The organism is Paraburkholderia sp. RHO2, assembly GCF_050955445.1.
GTDB lineage: Bacteria > Actinomycetota > Actinomycetes > Mycobacteriales > Mycobacteriaceae > Prescottella > Prescottella agglutinans_A.
This window is the reverse complement of the sequence record NZ_CP162617.1, coordinates 2245576-2267797: the sequence shown is the minus strand read 5'-3', so window position 1 is coordinate 2267797 and position 22222 is coordinate 2245576. Positions and strand designations below refer to the sequence as shown.

Below are 22222 nucleotides of genomic sequence, written 5' to 3'. Positions count from 1 at the left end.
CCGGAGCAAGCACCATCCAGTCGGTACTGTCTTCGCATGCCGGACATCGTGATCGTCGGGATCCTCCTCGCCGTGCTCTTCTCCGTCCTGGCCTACCTGTACTACGCGGTAGCGGTGACGCTGACGATGGCGTCGGTCGGATTCGCTCTCGGCACGGCGGCCATGGCCGCGGTCGGGGTGATGTGGAATTGGGTGGTCATCGCCGTCGGTGTCGTCCTCGGTGTGGTGCTGGCGGCACTGACGCTGATGGTGAACCTGCCGGCGGTGCTGCTCGTCGTGGTCAGCGCGCTCGGCGGCGCGGTCGCCGTCGTCGGCGGCGTGATGCTGCTCGTCGGCACCCTCGACACCGCCGACTTCGACGAGGAAACACTCACCGCGACAGTCGCTCACGACTGGTGGTGGTACGCGCTGTATATGGTGCTCGCGGTCGCCGGCACGATTGCGCAGGCCCGGGTGCTCGGGCGCGAACGAACGCTGCGCGACCAGTGGCAGCCAGCCCCTGCCTAACGTGCATCGGGCTGTTGCTCCGTCACCGACCGAGTGCAACTCGGAGCAACAGCCCGACGGACGTCAGTTCGACGGCTTGAACGGTCCCGCGTTGCGCGGCTTGCGGTTGGACTCCTCGCGCTTGGTGGCGTGGAGTTCCTTGATCCGCTTCTCCTCCTTGCGAACCTCGACGAGGCTGGCGCGCTCGGCGACGAGCCAGTCGGGCTGGTCGGCGAGGAGCGCGTCGATCTCTGCGGTGGTGAGCGCCTCGCTGACGCCGCCACGGGCCAGGCCCGCGATGGACACGCCGAGCTTGGCGGCGACGACCGGACGCGGGTGCGGACCGTCCTTGCGGAGAGCGACGAGCCACTCCGGCGGATTGGTCTGCCATTCGTTCAGCTCGTCGCGCGAGACCACGCCGTCCTGGAACTCGGCGGGGGTGGCCTGGAGGTACACGCCCAGCTTCTTCGCGGCGGTTGCCGGCTTCATCGTCTGGGGGGTCTTCTGCGACGTCATACGTCAAGGGTAACGAGCACGTCCCGCGCGGCCGCACCGGTGGCTCCCCACGGGTGGCGGGTAGCCTGACCGGGTGACCGAGGCTACTGAATCCCGACCGTTCCGGCTCGCGTACGTCCCCGGTGTCACCCCCGCAAAGTGGGTCCGCATCTGGGGTGAGCGCGTCACCGACACTCCGCTTCAACTGGTCGCGGTCGATGCCGCCGACGCGACGGCCGCGCTGCGCGAGGACCGCGCCGACGCGGCGCTGCTGCGCCTGCCGGTGGAGCACGACGGGCTGAGCATGATCGCGCTGTACGAGGAGATTCCGGTGGTCGTGGTCCCGAAGGACCACGTGGTCACCGCCGCCGACGAGGTGGCCGCCGCCGATCTGGCGGACGAGATCGTGCTGCATCCGCACGACGACACGCTCGAATGGCCGGTCCGACCGGGCACCCCGGCACTGCACCGTCCGGACACCACCGGCGACGCGGTCGAACTCGTTGCGGCCGGGGTGGGTGTGCTGGTGGTGCCGCAGTCCCTCGCCCGACTGCACCACCGCAAGGACCTGACGTACCGCACCGTCACGGACGGCCCGCTCTCCCCCGTCGCCTTGGCCTGGCCGGCCGCCGCCACCACCGAACTGGTGGAGGAGTTCGTCGGCATCGTGCGCGGGCGCAGCGTCAACAGCTCTCGTGGCCGTGGGGCACCCGAACCGGCGCCCAAGCGCACCGCCTCCCAGAAGGCGGCGGCCCGACGCGCCGCCCGGGCGGAGGCGGGCAAGGTGCCGCCACCACGAAAATCTCAGAAAGCGCGGCGCGGCAAGCGCTGATGCGGCCGTGCGCGGTCACCGAGCCCACCGACTCGGCGACCGCGCACGGACGACGCAGCTGTCGTTACACCTCGAGGATCATGGCGATGCCCTGACCGCCGCCGCCGCACAGCGCGGCTGCGCCCTTGCCACCGCCCCGTGCCTTGAGCGAATGCGCCAGCGACAGCGCGATTCGCGCGCCGGACATGCCGACCGGGTGACCCACTGCGATCGCGCCGCCGTTGACGTTGACCTTCTCCGCGTCGACGCCGAGCTGCCGCACGGACGCGATCGCGACACCGGCGAACGCCTCGTTGATCTCCAGCAGGTCGAGATCGGCGACGGTGGTGTCGCCGTCACGCTTCAGCGCGGCTTCGATCGCGTTCGCAGGCTGGTGCAGCAGCGAGGTGTCCGGTCCCGCAACGAGGGCGTGCGAGCGGATCTCGGCGAGCCACTCGATGCCGCGCTCGATCGCGAGTTCCTTGCGCATCACGACGACGGCCGCCGCGCCGTCCGACAGCTGCGAGGACGCGCCCGCGGTGATAGTGCCGTCCTTTGCGAACGCCGGACGCAGCTTTCCGAGCGACTCCACGGTGGTCTGCGCGCGGATGCCCTCGTCCTCCGACACCGTGACGGTGCCCTTGCGGGAGGAGATTTCGACCGGCGCGATCTCGGCGGCGAACGCGCCGGACTCGGTCGCCGCGGCGGCGAGGCGGTGCGAGCGGGCGGCGAACTCGTCCTGCTCCGCGCGGGTGATGTTCTCCCCAGCCTGGTAGCGCTCGGTGGAGGCACCCATCGAGATGCCGTCGAACGCGCACGTCAGCGCGTCGCGGTCCAGCGCGTCCTCGAAACCGGTCGAGCCGTACTTCAGCCCCTGACGGGCGCCGCGCACCACGTAGGGCGCTGCGGTCATCGACTCCATGCCGCCTGCAACCACGACGTCGGCGGCACCGGTGGCGATCAGCCGATCGGCCTGCATGATCGCCTCGAGGCCGGACAGGCACAGGTTGTTGACGGTGGTTGCCGGCACGGTCATCGGCAGACCCGCCCCGACCGCCGCCTGGCGGGCCGGGTTCGGGCCGACGCCGGCCTGCACGACGGTCCCCATCACGACGGCGTCGACGCCGTCGGTACCCACCCCGGCCCGCTCGACCGCCGCCGCGATGGCGTGCGCGCCGAGGTCCACCGCGGTCAGGGAGGCGAATGCCCCCGACAGCTTGCCGATCGGGGTCCGTGCCCCCGCAATGATGACACTGGTGCTCAAGCCAGCTCACTCCTTCATCTCTGATCGATCCGGCGCGAGCACGCCCACCGAACGTGACGCGGCTCGCACACCCCTGAATCTTCGCACCTACAACGATCGATGTCTCGGTCAGCACCGGCGTAGACCCGGCCCACGCCGGATCCTCGAGATATCGGGTCACGTGCGACAAGCCGGCTGCAGCGTCACGGTCCCGGGCGACAGCCCGTACAGGTACGTGTTCAGAGAATGCGCGCAGCCGAGGCTCCACCGGGCATAGGTCAGCGACTCGATCGCATAGCCGGTGTTGACGTGCTGGTAGTCGTCGACGGGGTCGCGGGGAAAGTACGGGACCGGATCGACGACGTTGTAGATCCGCCACGACACGGTACTGAGTTCCCCGTATCGCGCCGCGAAGTTCGCATCGCCCACTTTCGGTGCTGCGAACGTCCACGCCTGGGGCTTCAGCGCCGAGTTCGCCGCGAGGTCTGCAACGAGAAGCGTCGACAGGGCGCCACCGAGGCTGTGACCGGTGACGACCAGCGGCACGGCCGGGTCGATCGCCGAGACGAGCTCCCCTGTTCCGAGGGAGACCACGGGCTGTCCCGGTTGCATCGTGGCAATGGTGTCGTAGAGGTCGAGGAAGCCCTCGGCCACCTTCCCGCCGCCGCTCACCTGTGTGAACGGGACCGGAGCCCAGTGCAGGTCGTCCACCCACTCGGCGACGGTCGCGGTGCCGCGCAGTGCGATCACCTGGATGCTCGGTGTCCCACCGGCCGCGAGGAACCCGAAGAACACGGGAGTCGATCCCGACACGTCGGTCATCTGGATCGTGCGGACGAGCGAGAAGCCCGCCGGCAGCGACATCGACGCCGGATTGACCACTCGCGGGGCGGCGTAGAACTGGTCGTAGGCCGCTTGGACGAACGGACCCCATCCAGCAGCGACCACGGTGTCCATCGGCATCTCGCCTCCTCGTGACCAGTCGATCATCCCCCGCCGCGCTGCACGGTAGGCGTGGAACGGTCAGGTTCCGGCCGCTGCGACCACTCCCGTCGGCGCGACCGTGCGCAGCAACTCGGCCAACTGGGTGTACCCGTCGGCACGGCCGCTCGACGCCCGGAACACCAGGCCGATCGTGCGCCCCGGCACGGGGGCGGAGAATCGGGCGGTGGCCAGATCACCGCGACGGGTCTCGACCTCCACCGCGGAGTCCGGGACCAGGGTCACCCCCAATCCCCCTGCGACGCACTGCACCACGGTCGCCAACGATGTCGCCCGGGTGTCGCCGGACAGCGGGTGCGCATCGACCGATCGGCACAGATCCAACGTTTGATCACGCAGACAGTGCCCCTCGTCGAGGAGCAGGAGGGGCAGCTCGTCGAGCACGTCGAGCGGCAGGTCGTCGCGGCCGGCGAAGGCATGATCCTTGGGCAGGACCACCACGAAGTCCTCCGTGTACAAGGGGATCTCGATGAGCCCGGGTGCCTCGGAGGGCAGGGCCAGCACGGCGACGTCGATCGCACCGGTCCGCAGCGACTCGAGCAGTCGCGCGGTCTGATCCTCGATGACCTGCGGCACGAGCGCGGACATCTCCCGGCGCAGAGCGGGTAGCAGTGCAGGCAGCACGTAGGGCGCAACGGTCGGGATCAGTCCGATGCGCAGGGGCCCAACCAGCTTGTCACCCACCCCGGCCGCGGCAGCGACGAAACCGTCCGCGGCGTCGAGGATCAATTTGGCCTGTGTGAGGAGTTGCTCACCGGCGGCGGTGACGAGGACGCGCCGGGTACTGCGTTCGATCAGTTGCACTCCCAGGCCGTTCTCCAGCGACGCGAGCGCCTGGGACAGGGTGGGCTGGCTCACGCTCAGGCGAGCTGCTGCGGTGCCGAAGTGCCGATACTCGGCCACCGCGACGAATGCTCGCAGCTGCGACAGTGTCGGTTGGTACGTCCCATCTGCCATGCCTATCAGTATAGGTCCACCTATCACCTTTACCTTTCGTCCGGGCTCGGGCGAAGCACCTCGGGTTCAGCATGGCCAGATCGGAGTGCACGATCGTCGGCGGACCGCGCCGACCGTCAGTCCGGCACGACGCGGTCGACGGCGGCTTCGACGAGGTCGTCGATCTCCTTGTCCGAGAACAGGTCCGGCAGGGTCAACCGGTCGACGATCAGCCAGTTCAAGGCCATGTAGAGCAGCGCCACGGTCGTCGGGTCGCCCGGCATATCCGCCTGGACGTGGTTGGCGATGTTGAAGTCCAGGTCCTGCCGCACCCGCTCGGTGAGAACCGCGCGCAGTTCCGGTCGCCGGGTCGCCTCGAGCCGAAGCTCGAGCAGCGCGAGGAATCCGGTACGGAACGCGGCGACGCGACCGACGGTCTCACGCATCAGCGCGGCGAGGTGCGCCCGGTCGTGTGCGCCGCGCAGGCTGAGATCGATGGTCGCGTCGTCCGGCTTCAGCCGTTCGTAGACGCGCATCCCGGCCTGTGTCAGCAGGTCGTCGCGGTTCGCGAAGTAGTTCGACGCCGTCCCGGTCGGCACCCCGGCCTCCGTGTCGACAGCGCGGAAGGTCAGACCGCGCGCGCCCTCCCGGGCGAGCACCTCGATCGCACCGTCGACGAGCGCCGCCCGCCGCTCAGTATTCCGCCGCACCTTGACACCACTCCATCCGTAGTACTAACTTCGCAACCACTTCAATCAGAGTACTACGAACGGAGTGGTTGATGCGCAACCTTGTCTACTACGTGGCAGTAACCCTCGACGGCTACATCGCCGGCCCCGGCGGCGAGGTCGACTTCTACCCCCTCTCCGACACCATGGCGACCTGGATCAACGAGCGCTACCCCGACACCGTGCCCACCCACCTCCGCCCACACGCCGGCCTCGAGGGCGCACCCAACGGCACCTTCGACACGGTGATCATGGGACGCAGCACCTACGAACCGGCACTCGCGGTCGACATCACCAGCCCGTACGCCCACCTGCGTCAGCTGGTCGTGTCCACCACCCTCGGGACGAGCCCGGACCCCGCCGTCGAACTCGTGACCGACGACCCGGTCGAGGCGGTGCGCAAACTCAAGAAGGAGGACGGCCTCGACATCTGGCTGGCCGGCGGCGGGCAGCTCGCGGGCGCGCTCCTGCCGGAGATCGACGGACTGATCGTCAAGAGCTACCCGGTGGTCGCGGGCGCGGGGATCCCCGCCTTCGCAGGCCCGTTCCAACCCACGGCGTTCACCCGAACGGACTCGATCTCGTTCGAGAACGGCGCGACGGTGACCTGGTTCGAGCGGGGATGAGACGACGCGACCCCGCCGGGAGGGGATCACCGGCGGGGTCACGAGCTGTCGGCCGCGAACCGAATCAGAGGGACAGGCTCTGACCGGGGAAGATCAGGTCGGGGTTCTGGACCTGGGCGGCGAGGCTGCCCAGCGAGACACCGTGAGCCTCGGCGATCGCCGAGAGGGTGTCGCCGAGCTGGACGACGTAGTTGCCGACGCCGGCGCTGACGGCCTGCGCCACCTCGGTCACCTGCTGCGGGTAGACGGAATCCTGCGCGGCCGGGGCCGACTCGACGACCGGCTGAGCCTCGGCGACACCCGGGGTGCTGCCACCGGTGAGGTACTGGCCGCACACGGGCCACGCACCGACGCCCTGACCCTCGAGGACGTTCTCGGCGACGCGGATCTGCTCGGCCTGGCTCGCATTGTTGGCGCTGCCGGTGCCGCCGTAGGCCTCCCACGTGCTCTGCGTGAACTGCAGGCCGCCGTAGAAACCGTTGCCGGTGTTGGCCGCCCAGTTGCCGGACGACTCGCACTCGGCGACGCCGGACCAGTCGTGGCTGCCGGCCGCATTGGCGGTGCCGGCGCCGATCGCCAGCGGAATCGCGACGACGGCGCCGGTGGCAACGACAGCGCCCAGGGCGCGCTTGATGGTGATGCTGGTCATTCGGGTAGATCCTCTCCGCTCCTGCCGGTGAGTCGGCGCTCCCGCACCGACCGCGTCGGGCGGAATTCCGATCCGCCTCACCCCTGCCCCCTCGAAGAATCGGGTGTCCGGATCGCGGGGACAGGTGCTTGCAGCGGCGATCCGGCGCGGCCCGTTCGTCTCGGACCGGTAACGACCGTAGGCGATGGTCACGGAAAGGTCACGACGGTCATTTTCGGTACGGACGTCCGAGAATCAACGTCACGCGATCATGTTTACGCAGTTGCATTCGGCGTGTCCGCAAGTCGGCAGACCGGTCGTTATCCATCCGTTACGTGATAACCAACACACCTCTTCGGTGGCGTGGGTCACGGCTTCACGGTCGCGGAGCGGCTCCGGCGGCCAGATCGTCCGGGCCGAGGAGCACCGCAACCTCGTCGCCCAACACCACACCCGGAGCGAGCGGGAGGCGATCACCGCTCCAGAACCGGCCCGGGTCGTACCAGTTGGTCTTGCGATCCGACGTCAACAGCCCCATCGCCTCGTAGGTCGACGCCACGACCTCCGCGCAGTACGCGCTCTCGACGCCCGCGCGCTCACCGGCATCGTCCCGGCGGCGCCGCCCCCGCCACGAGGGCAACCGTCCACCGAACCAGCGGGACGCGAGCTTCGCGCTGGAGGGGAAAGGCGTCCCGTCCAGCCGGGCGATCGTGCGCAGCAGCGCGTCCTCCTGCTCGCGGGTCACCGGCTCGGCGAGTTGACGCAGCCACGCCCGCTGGCCGTAGCGCGCACCCCATACCTGGACCGCCGCGCGCAGGTCGTGCAGCTGGACCCCACGCTGGAACTTGCCGGTCCACATGTCCGGCAGCGACCGCCCGAGTTCGGCGTGCCACATCAGCGGCGGCATGTCGTCGAGCACCACCGACATGCCGACGTGGTTCACCGGGCTGTTCGTCAGGGTCTGGATCGCGCGATCGGCCCCTGAGTGCCCGCGGAAGATCCAGATGTCGCCGGTGCGGGCGACGTCCACCGCCTCGTCCAGATCGATCTCCGATGGATGCGGTCGCCGAATCATCCACCTAGCCTAGAGCGATGCGGTTCCAAGGTAGACATGTGTGGAAGGCCCTCGGCCTGGCCGGTGCGGTCGGGGTGGCGGCCGGCGGGGTCCTGGTGGCGCGGGCCGAACGGCAGCGCCGGGCCTACAGCCCCGACGAGGTCCGCGACCGCCTGCACACCCGCTACGCGCAGGCGTCGGCCGCCGCCGACCGCACCACGGTCGAGCTGGTCGAGGTGAAACCATCCCTGCGGCAACGTCTGTCGCGTCGGCTGCGTCGGCGCCGCTGACCCGACGCCCGCGCCGGGTTCACCCGAGCGCCTTGGCCACTCCCGCCGCCATCTCGGCGACCTGCTCGTCGGTCATGACGAACGACGGGGAGAACTGCATCGCGCCCTGACCGGCGGCCCGACCCGAGATCCCGAACTCGCGCAACGTCTTCACGAACGGCAGCGCCTCGGCCGGATCGGCCAACTGCACCGCCGCAACCGCGCCGAGACCGCTGCGCACCTCCGCGACGCGCGGGTGCGCGGCGAGTGGCGCCAGGTGCTCGTGCAACGACGCCTCCAGTCGCTTGGAGTCCGCGAGCAGGTCCTCGCGCTCGATGATGTCGAGGTTCGCCATCGCCGCGGCTGCCGCCCCGGCGTGACCGCCGTAGGTGTAGCCGTGCCGCCACCACACGCCGCCGCCGAAGAACGGCTCAGCGACGCGGGGCGCGACGAAGACGGCGCCCATCGGGACGTATCCCGACGTCAGTCCCTTCGCCGTGGTGATCATGTCCGGCTGGAGATCGAAGCGGGTCGAGGCGAACCACGAGCCACCGATCCGACCGAATCCGGTGACCACCTCGTCGACGACGAAGAGGATCTCGTGCTCACGGCAGATGTCGCGGACCTCGGTCAGGTAGCCCTCCGGCGGCAGGTAGATGCCGCCGGCACCGATGATCGGCTCGCAGAAGAAGGCGGCGATCGCGTCCGCGCCCTCCTGCTCGATCAGTTCGAGCAGCCCCTTCGCGTCGTCCCACGCGACGGTACGGGCGTCGGACATCAGTTCGCCGTAGCCCTCGCGGTTCACCGGGATGCCGGCGAGCGCGGTGCCCGCCACATGCATGCCGTGGTACGCCTTCTGCCTGCCCACGACCAGCTTCTTCGACGGCCGGCCGACCTCCGTCCAGTAGCGGCGGGCCAGCTTCGCGGCGGAGTCGACGGAGTCGGATCCGCCCGACGTGAAGAACACCTTCGAGCCCGGCACCGGGGCGATCTCGGCCAGACGGTCCGCGAGCGCGGCGGTGACGTCGGAGGTGAAGTCGCCGAAGTTCGAGAAGTGGGCCACCTTCGACAGCTGTGCGGCGACGGCGTCGGCGATCTCGGTACGACCGTGCCCGACGTTGGTGAACCACAGGCCGGCCGTGGCGTCGAGGTAGCGGTTGTCGCCGTCGTCCCAGATGTAGGCGCCCTCACCGCGAGCGACGACGAACGCACCCTCCCGCTGGACGGCTCCCATGTCCGCGAACCCGTGCCACAGTGCTCCACCCATCAGCGCTCTCCCTGTCCGGATGACATCTTCTTCCGGCGACTATGCCACGGGTTCGCGTGCGGCCTCGTGGCCGCGCCACCGGCGGCCGAGGTGAGCTGCAGCGCGAACTCCGGCGGCCGGTTCCAGCCGGAATTGTCGTTGCGCGCTTCGATAGGCTGTCCGGAGCATGTCGACAACACCATCAGCAGCCGAGGTCACGTTCGATCGCCGCGAGGCGAGGAAGCGGCTCGGCGCGCTCACCCTCCGTGACGAGCACCGCCTGCGCCGGCGCCTCGACCGCGCCAAGTCCCCGTCCGCGCTCGCTGCCCTGGACGAGGAGATTGCGGCGGCCGAACTGCGGATCGCGGGCCGCCACGCCCAGGTTCCGTCGATCACCTACCCGGAATCCCTCCCGGTCACCCAGCGCCGCGACGACATCGCGGCCGCGATCCGATCGCACCAGGTCGTGATCGTGGCCGGCGAAACCGGCTCCGGCAAGACCACCCAGATCCCCAAGATCTGCCTCGAACTCGGCCGCGGCATCCGCGGCATGATCGGGCACACCCAGCCCCGCCGGCTCGCCGCGCGCACCGTCGCCGAGCGCATCGCCGAGGAGGTGGGCCGCGACCTGGGCGACACCGTCGGCTACACCGTCCGGTTCACCGACCAGGTCTCCGACTCCACGCTCGTCAAACTGATGACCGACGGCATCCTGCTCGCCGAGATCCAGCGCGACCGGATGCTGCGCCGTTACGACACGCTCATCATCGACGAGGCCCACGAGCGCAGCCTCAACATCGACTTCATCCTCGGCTACCTCAAGCAGCTGCTCCCCCGCCGACCCGACCTCAAGGTGATCATCACGTCGGCGACCATCGACCCGGAGCGGTTCGCCGAGCACTTCGCGGTCGACGGCGTGCCCGCCCCGATCGTCGAGGTGTCGGGCCGGACGTTCCCCGTCGAGATGCGCTACCGTCCGCTCACTGTCGAGGTGGGCGAGCAGACCTTCGACCGCGACCCGGTGGACGCGGTGTGCGAGGCGGTCGACGAGTTGATGGCAGAGGACTCGTCCGGAAGTGGTGACATCCTGGTGTTCCTGTCCGGCGAACGCGAGATCCGCGACACCGCCGACGCGCTGCGCGACCGCAAGCTACGGAACACCGAGATCGTCCCGCTGTACGCGCGACTGTCGGCGGCGGAGCAGCACAGGGTTTTCACCCCGCACACCGGTCGCCGGGTGGTGCTGTCCACCAACGTCGCCGAGACGTCGCTGACCGTGCCCGGCATCCGCTACGTCGTCGACCCCGGCACCGCGCGCATCTCGCGGTACTCGGTGCGGACCAAGGTGCAGCGTCTGCCGATCGAACCGATCTCGCAGGCGTCGGCCCGCCAGCGCGCCGGCCGCTGCGGCCGTGTCGCCGACGGCATCTGCATCCGGCTGTACTCGGAGGACGACTTCGAGTCCCGGCCCCAGTTCACCGAGCCCGAGATCCTGCGCACCAACCTCGCGTCGGTGGTCCTGCAGATGACCGCGCTCGGACTCGGCGACATCGAGGCGTTCCCGTTCGTGGAGGCACCCGACCCGCGCGCCATCCGCGACGGCATCGCGCTGCTCGAGGAACTGGGTGCGATCGCGTCCGGCAAGCAGCCCGCGAAGGTGGACGGCCAGGCGCCGGCGGGCCCCCAGCTCACCGCGACCGGACGCGAACTCGCCCAGCTCCCGGTCGACCCACGCATGGCCCGAATGCTGGTGGAGGCGCACCGCAACGGCTGCCTGCGCGAGATGCTCGTGATCGTGGCCGCCCTGTCGATCCAGGACGTTCGTGAGCGGCCGGCCGAATTCCAGCAGGCAGCCGACGAGAAGCACGCCCGGTTCAACGTCGAGAACTCCGACTTCCTGGCGTACCTGAAGCTGTGGGACTACCTGCGCGAGCAGCGCAAGGAGCTGAGCGGGAGCCAGTTCCGCAAGATGTGCCGCAACGAGTTCCTGCACTGGCTGCGGATCCGCGAATGGCAGGACCTGCACGGCCAGCTCCGCCAGATCGCGCGCGGACTCGGCTGGGAGACGTCCGACTCCGATAGCGGGGCGTCCGAGGCGGCTGAGTCCCTGATCCACCAGTCGCTGCTGGCCGGCCTTCTCTCGCACATCGGCCTGCGTGAGGGCGAGAAACGCGACTTCCTCGGCGCCCGCGGCAGCCGGTTCGCAATCTTCCCCGGCTCGGGCCTGTTCAAGAAGCCACCCCGCTGGGTGATGGCCGCCGAACTGGTCGAGACGTCCCGACTGTGGGCGCGGATGACCGCCCGCATCGAGCCGGAGTGGGCGGAGAAGCTGGCGCCGCACCTGGTCAAGCGCACCTACTCCGAGCCGCACTGGTCCACCAAGCGGGCATGCGCGATGGCGTACGAGCGCGTCACGCTGTACGGCGTCCCGCTCGTCACCGAACGTCCCGTCACATACAGCTCGATCGACCCCGAGGTCTCGCGCGACCTGTTCATCCGGCACGCGCTCGTCCAGGGTGAGTGGCAGACCCAGCACAAGTTCTTCCACGCCAACCGCGCGCTGCTCGACGACGTCGAGGAACTCGAGCACCGTGCGCGGCGACGGGACATCCTCGTCGACGACGAGACCCTGTTCGAGTTCTACGACGAGCGTGTCGGCCCGGAGGCGGTGTCCGCCAAGCACTTCGACACGTGGTGGAAGAAGACGCGACGGGAGAACCCCGACCTGCTGAACTTCACGACCTCCACGGTCGTCAACGCCGACTCCGCCGCCGTGCTCGAGGGCGACTACCCGGACGCCTGGCGTCAGGGCGACATCCAGTTCCCGCTCACCTACCAGTTCGAGCCGGGCAAGGAGGACGACGGCGTCACCGCCCGGATCCCGGTGGCCCTGCTCGCGGGGGTGCGGCCCGTCGGCTTCGACTGGCTGGTGCCGGGGATGCGCACCGAACTGGTCACGGCGCTGATCAAGACCCTGCCGAAGCAACTGCGCCGCCAGGTGGTGCCGGCGCCCGACTTCGCCGCCGCGGCGCTCGCGTCGGTGAAGCCCCGCTCGAAGTCACTGGTGCACGCGATGGCCCGGGAGCTGTCGCGACTGGGCAACTGCCGGATCGAGCCGACCGACCTCGATGTCGCGTCGCTCCCCCCGCACCTGCGGATGACGTTCGCGGCGGTGGACGAGAAGGGCAAGGTCCTCGGCAAGGACAAGAGCCTGACGGCGCTGCGTCGCACCCTCGCACCGCGGGTCGAGGTGGAGGTCGCCAAGGCGACGGCGAACACCGAGCGCAAGCCCGCGCTGGTGTGGACCGCACAGACCCTCGGCACGCTGCCGGAATCGGTGACGCGCACGATCGGCGGCCAGAAGGTCACCGGCTATCCGGCGCTGGTCGCCGAGGACTCCGGGGTCGCGGTGCGGGTCCTCACCACCCCCGCCGCCCAGAAGGCTGCGATGCGCGCGGGCACCCGCCAGCTGTTGCTGAACGCGGTTCCGACCCAGGCGAAGTCGGTGACCAACGGGATGAGCAACGCCGACCGGCTCGCGCTGGGTCAGAATCCGGACGGCAGCTTCGACGCGCTGCTCGAGGACTGCCGGTCCTGTGCCGTCGACGAGCTGATCGCCGAGAACGGTGGTCCGGTGCAGGATCCGGCCGCGTTCGAGCAGTTGACGTCCACGGTGCGATCGCAGCTCGCCACCCGGGTGACGCGCCTGCTGCGTCTGCTGCTTCCGGCACTCGCGGAGGCACACCGGCTGGCCGTGCTCCTCGACCGGGCGAGCGGCGAGGCCGCCGACGACGTGCGGGAGCAACGGGAGTCGTTGCTGTTCCCTGGATTCGTGACCGAACTCGGCGCGAGGCGGCTGAAGGACCTTCCGCGCTATCTGGCGGCGGCGTCGATGCGGCTCGAGTCGTTGCCCGCCAGCGCGGGGCGCGACCGGGTGGGCATGGACGCACTGGACCGCGTGTACGCCGCCTACGACCGCATGCTGTCGGCCCTGCCCGAGGAGCGTCGTGGTGACGACGACGTGAACGAGGTCCTCTGGAAGATCGAGGAGCTGCGCGTCAGCCTGTTCGCGCAGACCCTGGGAACCGCGATCCCGGTGTCGGAGAAGCGGGTCCTCAAGGCGATCGACGCGATCCGTCGGTAGGCGGTAGCCCCACCGGCCGCGCGTCGGCGCGGTGGGACTATTCGGCCGCGGTGTCGGCGTCGGCGAGTTCGGCCGCGCGGCTCTCGCGGTGCGCCCGGAGATCCTTGATCTCGCGCTCGAAGTCCTCCGCGGAGCTGAAGGACCGGTACACCGACGCGAAACGCAGGTAGGCGACCTCGTCCAGGTCACGCAGCGGTCCGAGGATGGCCAATCCCACCTCGTGGCTGGGGATCTCGGGCGACCCGGCCGCGCGCACGGCATCCTCGACCTGTTGGGCCAGGAGGTTCAGCGCATCGTTGTCGACCTGCCGGCCCTGGCAGGCGCGTCGAACACCCTGCACAACCTTTTCCCTGCTGAACGGCTCGGTGACCCCGCTACGCTTGACCACCGCGAGGACCGCGGTCTCGACGGTCGTGAACCGACGACCGCACTCGGGACACGAGCGTCGGCGGCGGATCGCCGCGCCCTCGTCGGCCTCACGGGAATCGACCACGCGCGAATCAGGGTGCCGACAGAACGGGCAGTGCATGGTGAATCCTTCGTAGCCATCGTGGCCGCTGCGCCGCTTCTCGACCGATGCCGGTTCCAGCAGGACCGGCGCACGCAGAACAGGAACGAAATCGACGCGACCACGCGATGTGGTGTGACTGACAGGATTCGAGGATACCCGCCCCTTCCATACCGGCAGTGACTCCCGGGTACCGAGACGGATCGGCACGTGGTCGGGCCTCCGCGAGAGCGCCATGATCGAACGCCTCCTCCATCCCCGACCGACGTCGGGATTCAGCGGTCGAGCGAGACGGGGGCGAGCAGGGTCTGGCCGGCCCGCACGGCCGCGCTCGACATCTCGTTCAATTCCATGATCCGGTCGACCACCGGGCCGACCGGCGCGTCCGGGGCGACCCGCGCGGCGACGTCGCTGAGCGTCTCCCCGCCGTGGACCCGCACCGTCGCGGTCTCCGCTGGCACCGCGCCCGAGACCGCGGTCAGGTTCGCGAGGGCGCCCAGCCCCAGGACGGCGCCGATCGTCACCACGACCGCCGCTACCACGTTGCCGAACCCCACGAACCGCGACTGCCGAGGGCGCTGGTCGTGCGAGGGCGCGGACGCCGCGGACACCCGGGAACCGCGGGAGCCGTACCGCGGAACGGCGTCGTAGCGCACGGTGCCCGCACGCGGCCCCACCGAGTCGCCTCGCCGGGGGCGTGTCCGCCGGACCCGGTGCGCCACCGCACGGTCCCCACGGCTACCGATCACACCTGTCGAACCAGTCCCCGAAAGTGCCATACCCATCCGAAGCCTCCCAGCGAGTCGTTTTCGCTCGTCGGACACAACACGAGTTGTCCGAACACCATATGTTCGATCACGTGTTCGATAGAACACATATTCGATTCTTACCACGCGTCCGCGACAAAGTCAGCACCTTCCCCGACAAATCTCGAACAGATGTTTGAAGTCGAGGGTCGATCGGGATAGATTTGTGGCAGTACATACAGGCGGACGGAAGACCGGAACCACGAATCCACTGCGGATGCGGCGGAGCCGTGAGAGGGGAACGGCATGAAGGACGACAACTCGGGTACCTCCAGCGAGACCGGACGCGAGCCGTCCGTCGACGTCGGCACGCTCACCGATCGGCAGCGCAAGGTCCTCGAGGTCATCCGCACCTCCGTCGCCGAGCGCGGCTATCCGCCGAGCATCCGCGAGATCGGCGACGCGGTGGGTCTGACCTCGACGTCGTCCGTCGCGCACCAGCTGCGCACCCTCGAGCGCAAGGGATTCCTGCGTCGCGACCCGAACCGCCCCCGCGCGGTGGACGTGCGCGGACTCGACGTTCCGGCGGCCCGGGCCGAGGCCACCGTCGGATCCGTCGACGGCGGTTCGACGACCATCACGCCCGCCGACGAGCTGCCGGCCCCGACGTTCGTCCCCGTGCTCGGCCGCATCGCCGCGGGCGGGCCGATCCTCGCCGAGGAAGCGGTCGAGGACGTGTTCCCGCTTCCCCGCGAACTGGTCGGGCAGGGCTCGCTGTTCCTACTCAAGGTCGTGGGCGAGTCGATGATCGACGCCGCGATCTGCGACGGCGACTGGGTGGTCGTCCGGCAGCAGAACGTCGCCGAGAACGGCGACATCGTCGCGGCCATGATCGACGGAGAGGCCACGGTCAAGACGTTCAAGCGCACCGGCAAGGACGTCTGGCTCATGCCGCACAACCCGCTGTTCGACCCGATCCCCGGCAACGATGCGGCGATCCTCGGCAAGGTCGTCACCGTCATGCGCAAGCTCTGATCCTGACGAGAAGGGCGGACCCGCGGCTCGGTGCCGCGGGTCCGCCCTTCTCGCTTCCGGGTGATCAGCTCAGATCGAGGCTCCGGCCGATGATCTCCTTCATGATCTCGGTGGTGCCGCCGTAGATCGTCTGGACGCGAGAGTCCATGTACGCCTTGGCGATCGGGTACTCCCGCATGTACCCGTAGCCGCCGTGTAGCTGCAGGCAACGGTCGATGAGCTTGACCTGGGCCTCGGTCGTCCACCACTTGGCCATCGCCGCTTCCTGGACCGTGAGCTTGCTAGCGTTGAGCTGTTCGACGAACCGGTCGGTCAGCACGCGCACCGCGGTGGTCTCGGTGGCCAGTTCCGCGAGGACGAATCGGGTGTTCTGGAAGCTGCCGATGGACTTTCCGAACGCCTTGCGGTCCCGGCAGTACTGGACCGTCATGTCCAGGCACGACTCCATGGCGGCGGCGGCGACGACGGCGATGGACATGCGTTCCTGCGGCAGGTTCTGCATCAGGTAGATGAAGCCCATCCCCTCCTCCCCGAGGAGGTTCTCGGCGGGCACCCGCACGTCCGTGAAGCTGAGTTCGGCCGTGTCCTGCGCCTCGAGGCCGATCTTGTCGAGGTTGCGGCCGCGCTCGAAGCCCTCCATGCCGCGCTCGACGACGAACAGCGAGAAGCCTTGGGCGCCCTTGTCGGGGTCCGTGCACGCGACCACGACGACCAGATCGGCGTTGATGCCGTTGGTGATGAAGGTCTTGGCGCCGTTGAGGACCCAGTGGTCGCCGTCCCGCACGGCGCGGGTCTTGATGTTCTGCAGGTCACTGCCCGTGCCGGGCTCCGTCATCGCGATCGCGGTGATGAGTTCACCGGAACAGAAGCCGGGCAGCCAGCGCTGCTTCTGCTCCTCGTTGGCCAGCTTGATCAGGTACGGCGCGACGACGTCGTTGTGCAGCATGAATCCGATGCCGCTGTAGCCACCGCGGGTCGTCTCCTCGGTGACGATCATGTTGTAGCGGAAGTCGTCGACTCCCCCGCCGCCGTACTCCTCCGGGACGGCCATGCCGAGGAACCCCTGCTTGCCGGCCTCGACCCACACCGATCGGTCGACGATCTTCTGCTGCTCCCACTGGGCGTGGAAGGGCGCGACATGCTGGTCGAGGAACTTGCGGTAGGACTCCCGGAACAGGTCGTGCTCCGGTTCGAACAGGGTGCGCTCCACTACGTCTCCTCGCGTCGAATCTGCCGGCTCGCGGCGGACATACTTCCTCGACACGACCGTAGGACGCCGGTCGGCACCGATCCATGACCGAGACGAGCGCGATTCGTGACCGCACGGTGCGGATCACGAATCGCGCTCGGGTGGAAGTACGGATCAGCGACGCAGCGTGCTGAGCCAGCGCATCACCGGGTAGGCGACGAGGATGCCCACCGAGCCCCACGCGATGCCACCCAGCTCGACCGAACCGATCGACAGCGTGAGGTTGCCGATGCCGGCGACCAGTGCCGTCGCGACGACGGTGAGGTTGACGGGATCGGTGAAGTCGACCTTGGCGTCCATCCAGATCCGCACGCCCAGGACTCCGATCAGGCCGTACAGCACCAGCGTCGCGCCGCCGATCACGCCGTCGGGCACGGTGAACACCAGCGCGCCGAACTTCGGCGAGAAGGACAGCACTACCGCGGTGACGGCGGCGACCCAGTACGCCGCGGTCGAGTACACGCGGGTCGCGGCCATGACGCCGATGTTCTCGGCGTACGTCGTGGTGCCGGAGCCGCCGCCGAGGCCGGCGAGCGTCGTGGCGAGCCCGTCGGCGAACAGCGCGTTGCCGGCGAGATCGTCGAGCGGCTTGCCGGTCATCGCGGAGACGGCCTTGACGTGTCCGACGTTCTCGGCGATGAGCACGATGACGACGGGCAGCGCGAGCAGGATCACCGACAGTTCGAACGTGGGCGCGCGCAGCTGCGGGACGCCGAACCACGCGGCTTCCCGCAGGGCGTCGACGCGCTCGTCGGCGAGCCCGCCCGTCAGCGCGGCGAACACCCAGCCGACGACGACGCCGATCAGGATGCCGAGACGGCCGATGATGCCCGGACCGATCACGGTCGCGAGCAGGATGCCCAGCAGCGTCACCGCCGCGATCAGCGGCTGCGCCTGGAAGGATCCCGCCGCCGTGGGCGCAAGGTTGAGGCCGATCAGCGCAACCACCGCACCGGTGACGACGGGCGGCATCACGGCGTCGATGACGCGGGCGCCGATCGCCCTCACGAGCGCGCCGACGAGCATGAGCACCACACCCGCCGCGACCACGCCACCGAGCTGCGCGGCCGGTCCTTCGCCCGCGGACGCGCTCAGCGGAGCAATGAACGCGAACGACGAGCCCAGGTAGCTGGGGATGCGTCCACGCGTGATGATCAGGAACAGCGCGGTGCCGATGCCGGAGAACAGCAGCGTCGTGGTGACCGGGAAGCCGGTGATGGTCGGCACCAGCAGGGTGGCACCGAACATGGCGATCACGTGCTGCATGCCGATGCCGATGGTGCGCGGCCACGACAGCCGCTCGTGTGGCGCCACCACTGCGCCGTCGTTGATTCGTCGACCGTCGCCGTGCACGGCCCAGGAGAATGCTGTCTTCCCGGCCGCTGAAACTTCCTGCTCACTCACAGCACGAAATAGTAGGTGCAGCGCTCGGCCGGCCGAACAGCCGAACCCCCGCTAGTGCCGCTTGGGCTGTGACCTGCGCCGAACCGACCAGAAGGTGGCCAGTCCGGCCGCCACACCGCCGAGCGCGAGTACCGGCACCGCCCACGAGGAGGCGGTGGGGCCGTCCGTCGCGTGGCCGGGTGTCCCGTGGACCGACGCGGACAGCGTCACCGAGCCCGTCGACTGGCCGCTGCTATGCGCGAGTTCGGTTGCGCCGCGCAGGATCCGGATCGGTTGCAGCGGACCGCCGGCGCCCTCGGATCCGGCGAGCAGGTCGCCGTCCGGGGTGAAGGCGACGGCCTCGCCCTGCGGTTCGTTCGGCAGCGCGACCCGGACGGGCGTGGTCGTCGTCATCGCGCGGACCAGGTCGCCGTCCGGAGCCGAGAAGAGGTAGACGTCGGTGTAGGTCCGCACCGCGGCAACGGTGCCGTCGGCGCTGACCGCGCCGCCGGTCACCAGAGTGGATCCACCGATCGGCACCGGGCCGCCCGGGGTGTCGGTGGGGCCGAGGCGCACCTCGCCGACCCGTTCGAGCGCCGTGGGGCCGGGGGACGCCAACCCCGCGAGGGTGGTCTCGCCGGCGGGTCGGTAGATCCCGTTGGCCGCGAGAACTTCCTTGGTGACGACGAGCGGAACCCCGTCGCGCTGGACGAGCAGCGTCTCGGCGTCGTGCGGCCCGTCCGGGTAGGTGAGCCGGTGCAGCTGCCCGTCCCCGGATGCCGGGTCGAGGCTGATCAGCGCGACCGTCTGCCGCACTCGGTCGTTGTCGCCGGTGTCCGACAGCCACAGGCGGCCGTCGGGGCCGACACCCATGTCCTCGATGTCGTACGGGTCCACCGGGACGGGCAGTGTGCCCGTGGTCACGCAGTCGCCGTCCATGACCGTGACGGAATCGTCGGCGCCACTGTCGCCGATGGCGTACATCAAGCCGCCGACGGCGGCGAGACCGGACAGTTCCCCGAGCGCCGGATCCGTGGGCGTGCACACCTGGTCGAACTGCGCGCCGGTCACCGGGACACCCGAGCCGCTGGAGCCGCTCGAGCCCGCGCTCTGGGAGCTCGACGGTGCGGCCGTCAGCAACAGCGGCACGAGAGCCCCGACCAACGCCAACCCTGCCGCCGCGCGGGCGCTACGCACGCCCCGCGTAGTCGAGGAGAGCCGATGCCAGGGATTCCGGCACCCGCACGCGCATCCGGGTTCCGGTCTCCTCGTGCGTCGAGTCGAGGATCTGCCCGTCGGAGTGGATCCGTGCGACGAGGTCGCCTCGGGTGTAGGGCAGGAGGACATCTACCTCGACCTCCGGACGCCGGACGATCTCGGACAGCCGTTCGCGCAGCTCATCGATGCCCTCCCCGGTTCGGGCGGACACGAACACCGCGCCGGGCAACAGCCCGCGCAGCTGGGTCAGGACCACCGGGTCCGCCGCATCGATCTTGTTTACCACGATCAATTCGGGCGGCGCGGCCGTATCGTTCTCGCGGATCACCTCGGTGATGACCTCCCGCACCGCCTTGATCTGGTCGGTGGGCAGCGGATCCGATCCGTCGACGACATGCAGCAGCAGATCGGCGTCGGTCACCTCCTCGAGCGTCGAGCGGAACGCCTCGACCAGCTGGGTCGGGAGGTGCCGGACGAAGCCGACCGTGTCGGTGAGGACGTACTCCCGACCGTCCTCGAACGTCGCGCGCCGGGTCGTCGGATCGAGCGTCGCGAACAGCGCGTTCTGGACGAGCACACCCGAACCGGTGAGAGCGTTGAGCAGGCTCGACTTGCCGGCGTTGGTGTATCCGACGATGGCGACCGAGGGGATCTCGCTGCGGAGCCGGTGGCTGCGCTTGGTGTCGCGGGCGGACTTCATCTCCTTGATCTCGCGCCGCAGCTTCGCCATCCGCTCACGGATCCGCCGACGATCTGTCTCGATCTTGGTCTCACCAGGACCGCGCAGACCGACGCCGCCGTTGCTACCGGCACGACCACCGGCCTGCCGCGACATCGACTCACCCCAGCCGCGCAACCGCGGGAGCATGTACTCCATCTGTGCGAGCGCCACCTGCGCCTTGCCCTCCCGCGAGGTGGCGTGCTGCGCGAAGATGTCGAGGATCAGCGCCGTCCGGTCGATGACCTTGACCTTGACGACCTTCTCCAGCGCGGTCAGCTGGGCGGGGGTGAGTTCACCGTCGCAGATGACGGTGTCGGCGCCGGTCGCGAGGACAACCTGGCGGAGCTCGTCGGCCTTGCCGGAGCCGATGTAGGTGGCCGCGTCCGGCTTGTCGCGGCGCTGGACGAGGCCCTCGAGAACCTCCGAACCGGCCGTCTCGGCGAGTGCGGCCAGCTCGGCGAGACTAGCGTCGGCCTGCGCGGCGGTGCCGGACGTCCACACACCGACCAGCACCACGCGCTCGAGTCGCAGCTGCCGGTACTCGACCTCGGTGACGTCGGTGAGCTCGGTGGACAGTCCCGCGACACGCCGCAGAGCAGTGCGCTCGTCGAGCTGCATCTCGCCGACGGAAGGGGCGCCGGCGTCCTCGAAGTGCTCGGCTCGACCGGACGCTGCCGATTCACCGGCGGATCCGGGAGCCTCCGGGACGGACGGGAACTTGGTGCGATGTGATTTCGTCATACACGTTCATGGTCCCACGAAGCGCGACGGGCGTGCACACGGATTTCCCCAGGGCGAACAGGGACCGGGCCGGGCATCGTCACCCCAGTTCGGTCCACCAGCGGTCGTCGATCCGGCCCGCCGCGACAAGCACGGACGGACCGCGCAGTGCCGCACGGCCGCCGTCGACCGACACCTGCACCCGGCCGCCGGGCACCCGTACCTCGACCTTGCCGTCGGTGTCGCCGTGCACGCGCAGCGCGGCGACCGCCGCCGCGACAGTGCCGGTGCCGCAGGAGCGGGTCTCACCCACGCCGCGTTCGTGGACTCGCATGTCCACCGATCCGCCGTCGAGCGCGGTGAGGATCTCGATGTTGACGCCCTCCGGGAAGAACCCCGGATCGAAGCCGGGCGAGACGCTCAGGTCCAACGCGGCGAGCGCGGCCGGGGTGAGCCCCGGGTCGACGCACGCGAGATGCGGGTTGCCGACGTCGATGCCGATCCCCTCGAGGACGCGGCCGTCGACGGTCGCTGTCGACGTGCCGAGTTCGCGGACGCGGCCCATGTCGACGGTGACGTCGCCGTACACGTGGTCGGCGGCGTGGACGGTGACCGGACGGGCACCGGCGCGACTGCCGACGACGAACTCGTCGCGCAGTTCGAGTCCGGTCGCCCGCAGGTAGTGCGCAAACACCCGAACGCCGTTGCCGCACATCTCGGCGATGGATCCGTCGGCGTTGCGGTAGTCCATGAACCAGTCGTCGGCGGCGACACCCTCGGGCAGGTCGCGCAGGACGCCGACCGCGGTGAGGGCGCCGGCCCGCGCGACGCGCAGCAGACCGTCGGCGCCGAGTCCGCGGCGGCGATCGCACAGCGCCGCGATCCGGTGCTCGGGAAGAGCAAGGTCGGCATCGGGATCCGGGAGGATCACGAAGTCGTTCTCGGTGCCGTGGCCCTTGCTGAATTCCATGGCG

At 69.6% G+C, this 22222-nt stretch carries 21 protein-coding genes; 6 read left to right on the top strand and 15 right to left on the bottom strand.

Annotated elements, in window-relative coordinates; all coding sequences use genetic code 11:
* Positions 1-36: 36 nt before the first annotated feature.
* On the top strand, positions 37-507 hold the full coding sequence (locus tag ABTV10_RS10475) for a hypothetical protein (RefSeq protein WP_499034557.1): 471 nt from the start codon (positions 37-39) through the stop codon (positions 505-507).
* 63 nt (positions 508-570) lie between these two features.
* On the opposite strand, the gene ABTV10_RS10470 is transcribed toward ABTV10_RS10475, so the two are convergent.
* Entirely contained in the window at positions 571-1002 is a 432-nt protein-coding gene (locus tag ABTV10_RS10470; protein WP_433612384.1) for a DUF5997 family protein, read from the bottom strand.
* 73 nt (positions 1003-1075) lie between these two features.
* Between ABTV10_RS10470 and ABTV10_RS10465 the strand changes: the two genes are divergently transcribed.
* Entirely contained in the window at positions 1076-1813 is a 738-nt protein-coding gene (locus ABTV10_RS10465) for a LysR substrate-binding domain-containing protein (RefSeq protein ID WP_499034554.1), read from the top strand.
* 64 nt (positions 1814-1877) lie between these two features.
* Here ABTV10_RS10465 and ABTV10_RS10460 read toward each other — a convergent pair whose 3' ends face one another.
* The 4 genes from ABTV10_RS10460 to ABTV10_RS10445 all read right to left on the bottom strand — a co-directional run bounded on the left by ABTV10_RS10460 (position 1878) and on the right by ABTV10_RS10445 (position 5683).
* Entirely contained in the window at positions 1878-3056 is a 1179-nt protein-coding gene (locus ABTV10_RS10460) for an acetyl-CoA C-acyltransferase (RefSeq protein WP_499034552.1), read from the bottom strand.
* Positions 3057-3212: 156 nt separating this feature from the next.
* Positions 3213-3998 carry a lipase family protein gene (locus tag ABTV10_RS10455; protein WP_499034550.1) on the bottom strand — a complete coding sequence of 262 codons (786 nt, stop codon included), beginning with the start codon at positions 3996-3998 and terminating at the stop codon, positions 3213-3215.
* 60 nt (positions 3999-4058) lie between these two features.
* On the bottom strand, positions 4059-4994 hold the full coding sequence (locus ABTV10_RS10450) for a LysR substrate-binding domain-containing protein (RefSeq protein WP_499034549.1): 936 nt from the start codon (positions 4992-4994) through the stop codon (positions 4059-4061).
* Between the two features lie 116 nt (positions 4995-5110).
* Complete coding sequence (locus ABTV10_RS10445; RefSeq protein WP_499034548.1) at positions 5111-5683, bottom strand: TetR/AcrR family transcriptional regulator; 573 nt, start codon at positions 5681-5683, stop codon at positions 5111-5113.
* Positions 5684-5754: 71 nt separating this feature from the next.
* Between ABTV10_RS10445 and ABTV10_RS10440 the strand changes: the two genes are divergently transcribed.
* Complete coding sequence (locus ABTV10_RS10440; protein WP_499034547.1) at positions 5755-6327, top strand: dihydrofolate reductase family protein; 573 nt, start codon at positions 5755-5757, stop codon at positions 6325-6327.
* 64 nt (positions 6328-6391) lie between these two features.
* Here ABTV10_RS10440 and ABTV10_RS10435 read toward each other — a convergent pair whose 3' ends face one another.
* Positions 6392-6976: a transglycosylase family protein gene (locus tag ABTV10_RS10435; protein ID WP_499034545.1), complete on the bottom strand. Its 585-nt coding sequence runs from the start codon at positions 6974-6976 to the stop codon at positions 6392-6394.
* A gap of 355 nt (positions 6977-7331) precedes the next feature.
* Positions 7332-8030 (bottom strand): hypothetical protein, encoded by a 699-nt coding sequence (locus ABTV10_RS10430; RefSeq protein ID WP_499034543.1) that lies wholly within the window; start codon positions 8028-8030, stop codon positions 7332-7334.
* A 17-nt stretch (positions 8031-8047) separates the two neighbouring features.
* On the opposite strand from ABTV10_RS10430, the gene ABTV10_RS10425 reads away from it, so the two are divergent.
* Positions 8048-8299, top strand: a complete 252-nt coding sequence (locus tag ABTV10_RS10425) for a hypothetical protein (protein WP_499034541.1) — start codon at positions 8048-8050, stop codon at positions 8297-8299.
* Between the two features lie 19 nt (positions 8300-8318).
* Here ABTV10_RS10425 and ABTV10_RS10420 read toward each other — a convergent pair whose 3' ends face one another.
* Positions 8319-9545, bottom strand: a complete 1227-nt coding sequence (locus ABTV10_RS10420) for an aminotransferase family protein (protein ID WP_499034540.1) — start codon at positions 9543-9545, stop codon at positions 8319-8321.
* A 166-nt stretch (positions 9546-9711) separates the two neighbouring features.
* Between ABTV10_RS10420 and hrpA the strand changes: the two genes are divergently transcribed.
* The gene (gene hrpA / locus ABTV10_RS10415; protein WP_499034539.1) at positions 9712-13668 is read left to right on the top strand and encodes an ATP-dependent RNA helicase HrpA; all 3957 of its coding nucleotides are present in this window, start codon (positions 9712-9714) and stop codon (positions 13666-13668) included.
* Between the two features lie 37 nt (positions 13669-13705).
* Here the strand turns inward: hrpA and nrdR are convergent, their stop codons facing one another.
* Together nrdR and ABTV10_RS10405 are read right to left on the bottom strand one after the other, a co-directional pair.
* On the bottom strand, positions 13706-14197 hold the full coding sequence (gene nrdR, locus ABTV10_RS10410) for a transcriptional regulator NrdR (RefSeq protein WP_499034537.1): 492 nt from the start codon (positions 14195-14197) through the stop codon (positions 13706-13708).
* Between the two features lie 254 nt (positions 14198-14451).
* Complete coding sequence (locus ABTV10_RS10405; protein ID WP_499034535.1) at positions 14452-14853, bottom strand: LysM peptidoglycan-binding domain-containing protein; 402 nt, start codon at positions 14851-14853, stop codon at positions 14452-14454.
* A 375-nt stretch (positions 14854-15228) separates the two neighbouring features.
* On the opposite strand from ABTV10_RS10405, the gene lexA reads away from it, so the two are divergent.
* The gene (gene lexA / locus ABTV10_RS10400) at positions 15229-15957 is read left to right on the top strand and encodes a transcriptional repressor LexA (protein ID WP_499034533.1); all 729 of its coding nucleotides are present in this window, start codon (positions 15229-15231) and stop codon (positions 15955-15957) included.
* Positions 15958-16021: 64 nt separating this feature from the next.
* Here the strand turns inward: lexA and ABTV10_RS10395 are convergent, their stop codons facing one another.
* From ABTV10_RS10395 to dapF, 5 genes are all read right to left on the bottom strand, one after another.
* On the bottom strand, positions 16022-17167 hold the full coding sequence (locus ABTV10_RS10395) for an acyl-CoA dehydrogenase family protein (protein WP_499034532.1): 1146 nt from the start codon (positions 17165-17167) through the stop codon (positions 16022-16024).
* Positions 17168-17320: 153 nt separating this feature from the next.
* Entirely contained in the window at positions 17321-18610 is a 1290-nt protein-coding gene (locus ABTV10_RS10390) for a uracil-xanthine permease family protein (protein WP_499034531.1), read from the bottom strand.
* Between the two features lie 51 nt (positions 18611-18661).
* Positions 18662-19786 carry an SdiA-regulated/phytase-like domain-containing protein gene (locus tag ABTV10_RS10385; protein WP_499034529.1) on the bottom strand — a complete coding sequence of 375 codons (1125 nt, stop codon included), beginning with the start codon at positions 19784-19786 and terminating at the stop codon, positions 18662-18664.
* A complete protein-coding gene (hflX, locus tag ABTV10_RS10380; RefSeq protein WP_499034528.1) occupies positions 19779-21269 on the bottom strand; it encodes a GTPase HflX in 1491 nt (496 codons plus the stop codon). The genes ABTV10_RS10385 and hflX overlap by 8 nt, the downstream gene beginning before the upstream one ends.
* A gap of 79 nt (positions 21270-21348) precedes the next feature.
* Complete coding sequence (dapF, locus tag ABTV10_RS10375) at positions 21349-22218, bottom strand: diaminopimelate epimerase (protein ID WP_499034527.1); 870 nt, start codon at positions 22216-22218, stop codon at positions 21349-21351.
* Positions 22219-22222 lie beyond the last annotated feature (4 nt).

Excerpts from the sequence above, each read along its gene's own strand:
- ABTV10_RS10430 (WP_499034543.1), bottom strand. The coding sequence starts at position 8,030 with ATGATTCGGCGACCGCATCCATCGGAGATCGATCTGGACGAGGCGGTG.
- ABTV10_RS10440 (WP_499034547.1), top strand. The coding sequence starts at position 5,755 with ATGCGCAACCTTGTCTACTACGTGGCAGTAACCCTCGACGGCTACATC.
- ABTV10_RS10425 (WP_499034541.1), top strand. The coding sequence starts at position 8,048 with ATGCGGTTCCAAGGTAGACATGTGTGGAAGGCCCTCGGCCTGGCCGGT.
- dapF (WP_499034527.1), bottom strand. The coding sequence starts at position 22,218 with ATGGAATTCAGCAAGGGCCACGGCACCGAGAACGACTTCGTGATCCTC.
- hrpA (WP_499034539.1), top strand. The coding sequence starts at position 9,712 with ATGTCGACAACACCATCAGCAGCCGAGGTCACGTTCGATCGCCGCGAG.
- nrdR (WP_499034537.1), bottom strand. The coding sequence starts at position 14,197 with ATGCACTGCCCGTTCTGTCGGCACCCTGATTCGCGCGTGGTCGATTCC.
- ABTV10_RS10475 (WP_499034557.1), top strand. The coding sequence starts at position 37 with ATGCCGGACATCGTGATCGTCGGGATCCTCCTCGCCGTGCTCTTCTCC.
- hflX (WP_499034528.1), bottom strand. The coding sequence starts at position 21,269 with ATGACGAAATCACATCGCACCAAGTTCCCGTCCGTCCCGGAGGCTCCC.
- ABTV10_RS10470 (WP_433612384.1), bottom strand. The coding sequence starts at position 1,002 with ATGACGTCGCAGAAGACCCCCCAGACGATGAAGCCGGCAACCGCCGCG.
- ABTV10_RS10455 (WP_499034550.1), bottom strand. The coding sequence starts at position 3,998 with ATGCCGATGGACACCGTGGTCGCTGCTGGATGGGGTCCGTTCGTCCAA.
- ABTV10_RS10435 (WP_499034545.1), bottom strand. The coding sequence starts at position 6,976 with ATGACCAGCATCACCATCAAGCGCGCCCTGGGCGCTGTCGTTGCCACC.
- lexA (WP_499034533.1), top strand. The coding sequence starts at position 15,229 with ATGAAGGACGACAACTCGGGTACCTCCAGCGAGACCGGACGCGAGCCG.
- ABTV10_RS10420 (WP_499034540.1), bottom strand. The coding sequence starts at position 9,545 with ATGGGTGGAGCACTGTGGCACGGGTTCGCGGACATGGGAGCCGTCCAG.
- ABTV10_RS10450 (WP_499034549.1), bottom strand. The coding sequence starts at position 4,994 with ATGGCAGATGGGACGTACCAACCGACACTGTCGCAGCTGCGAGCATTC.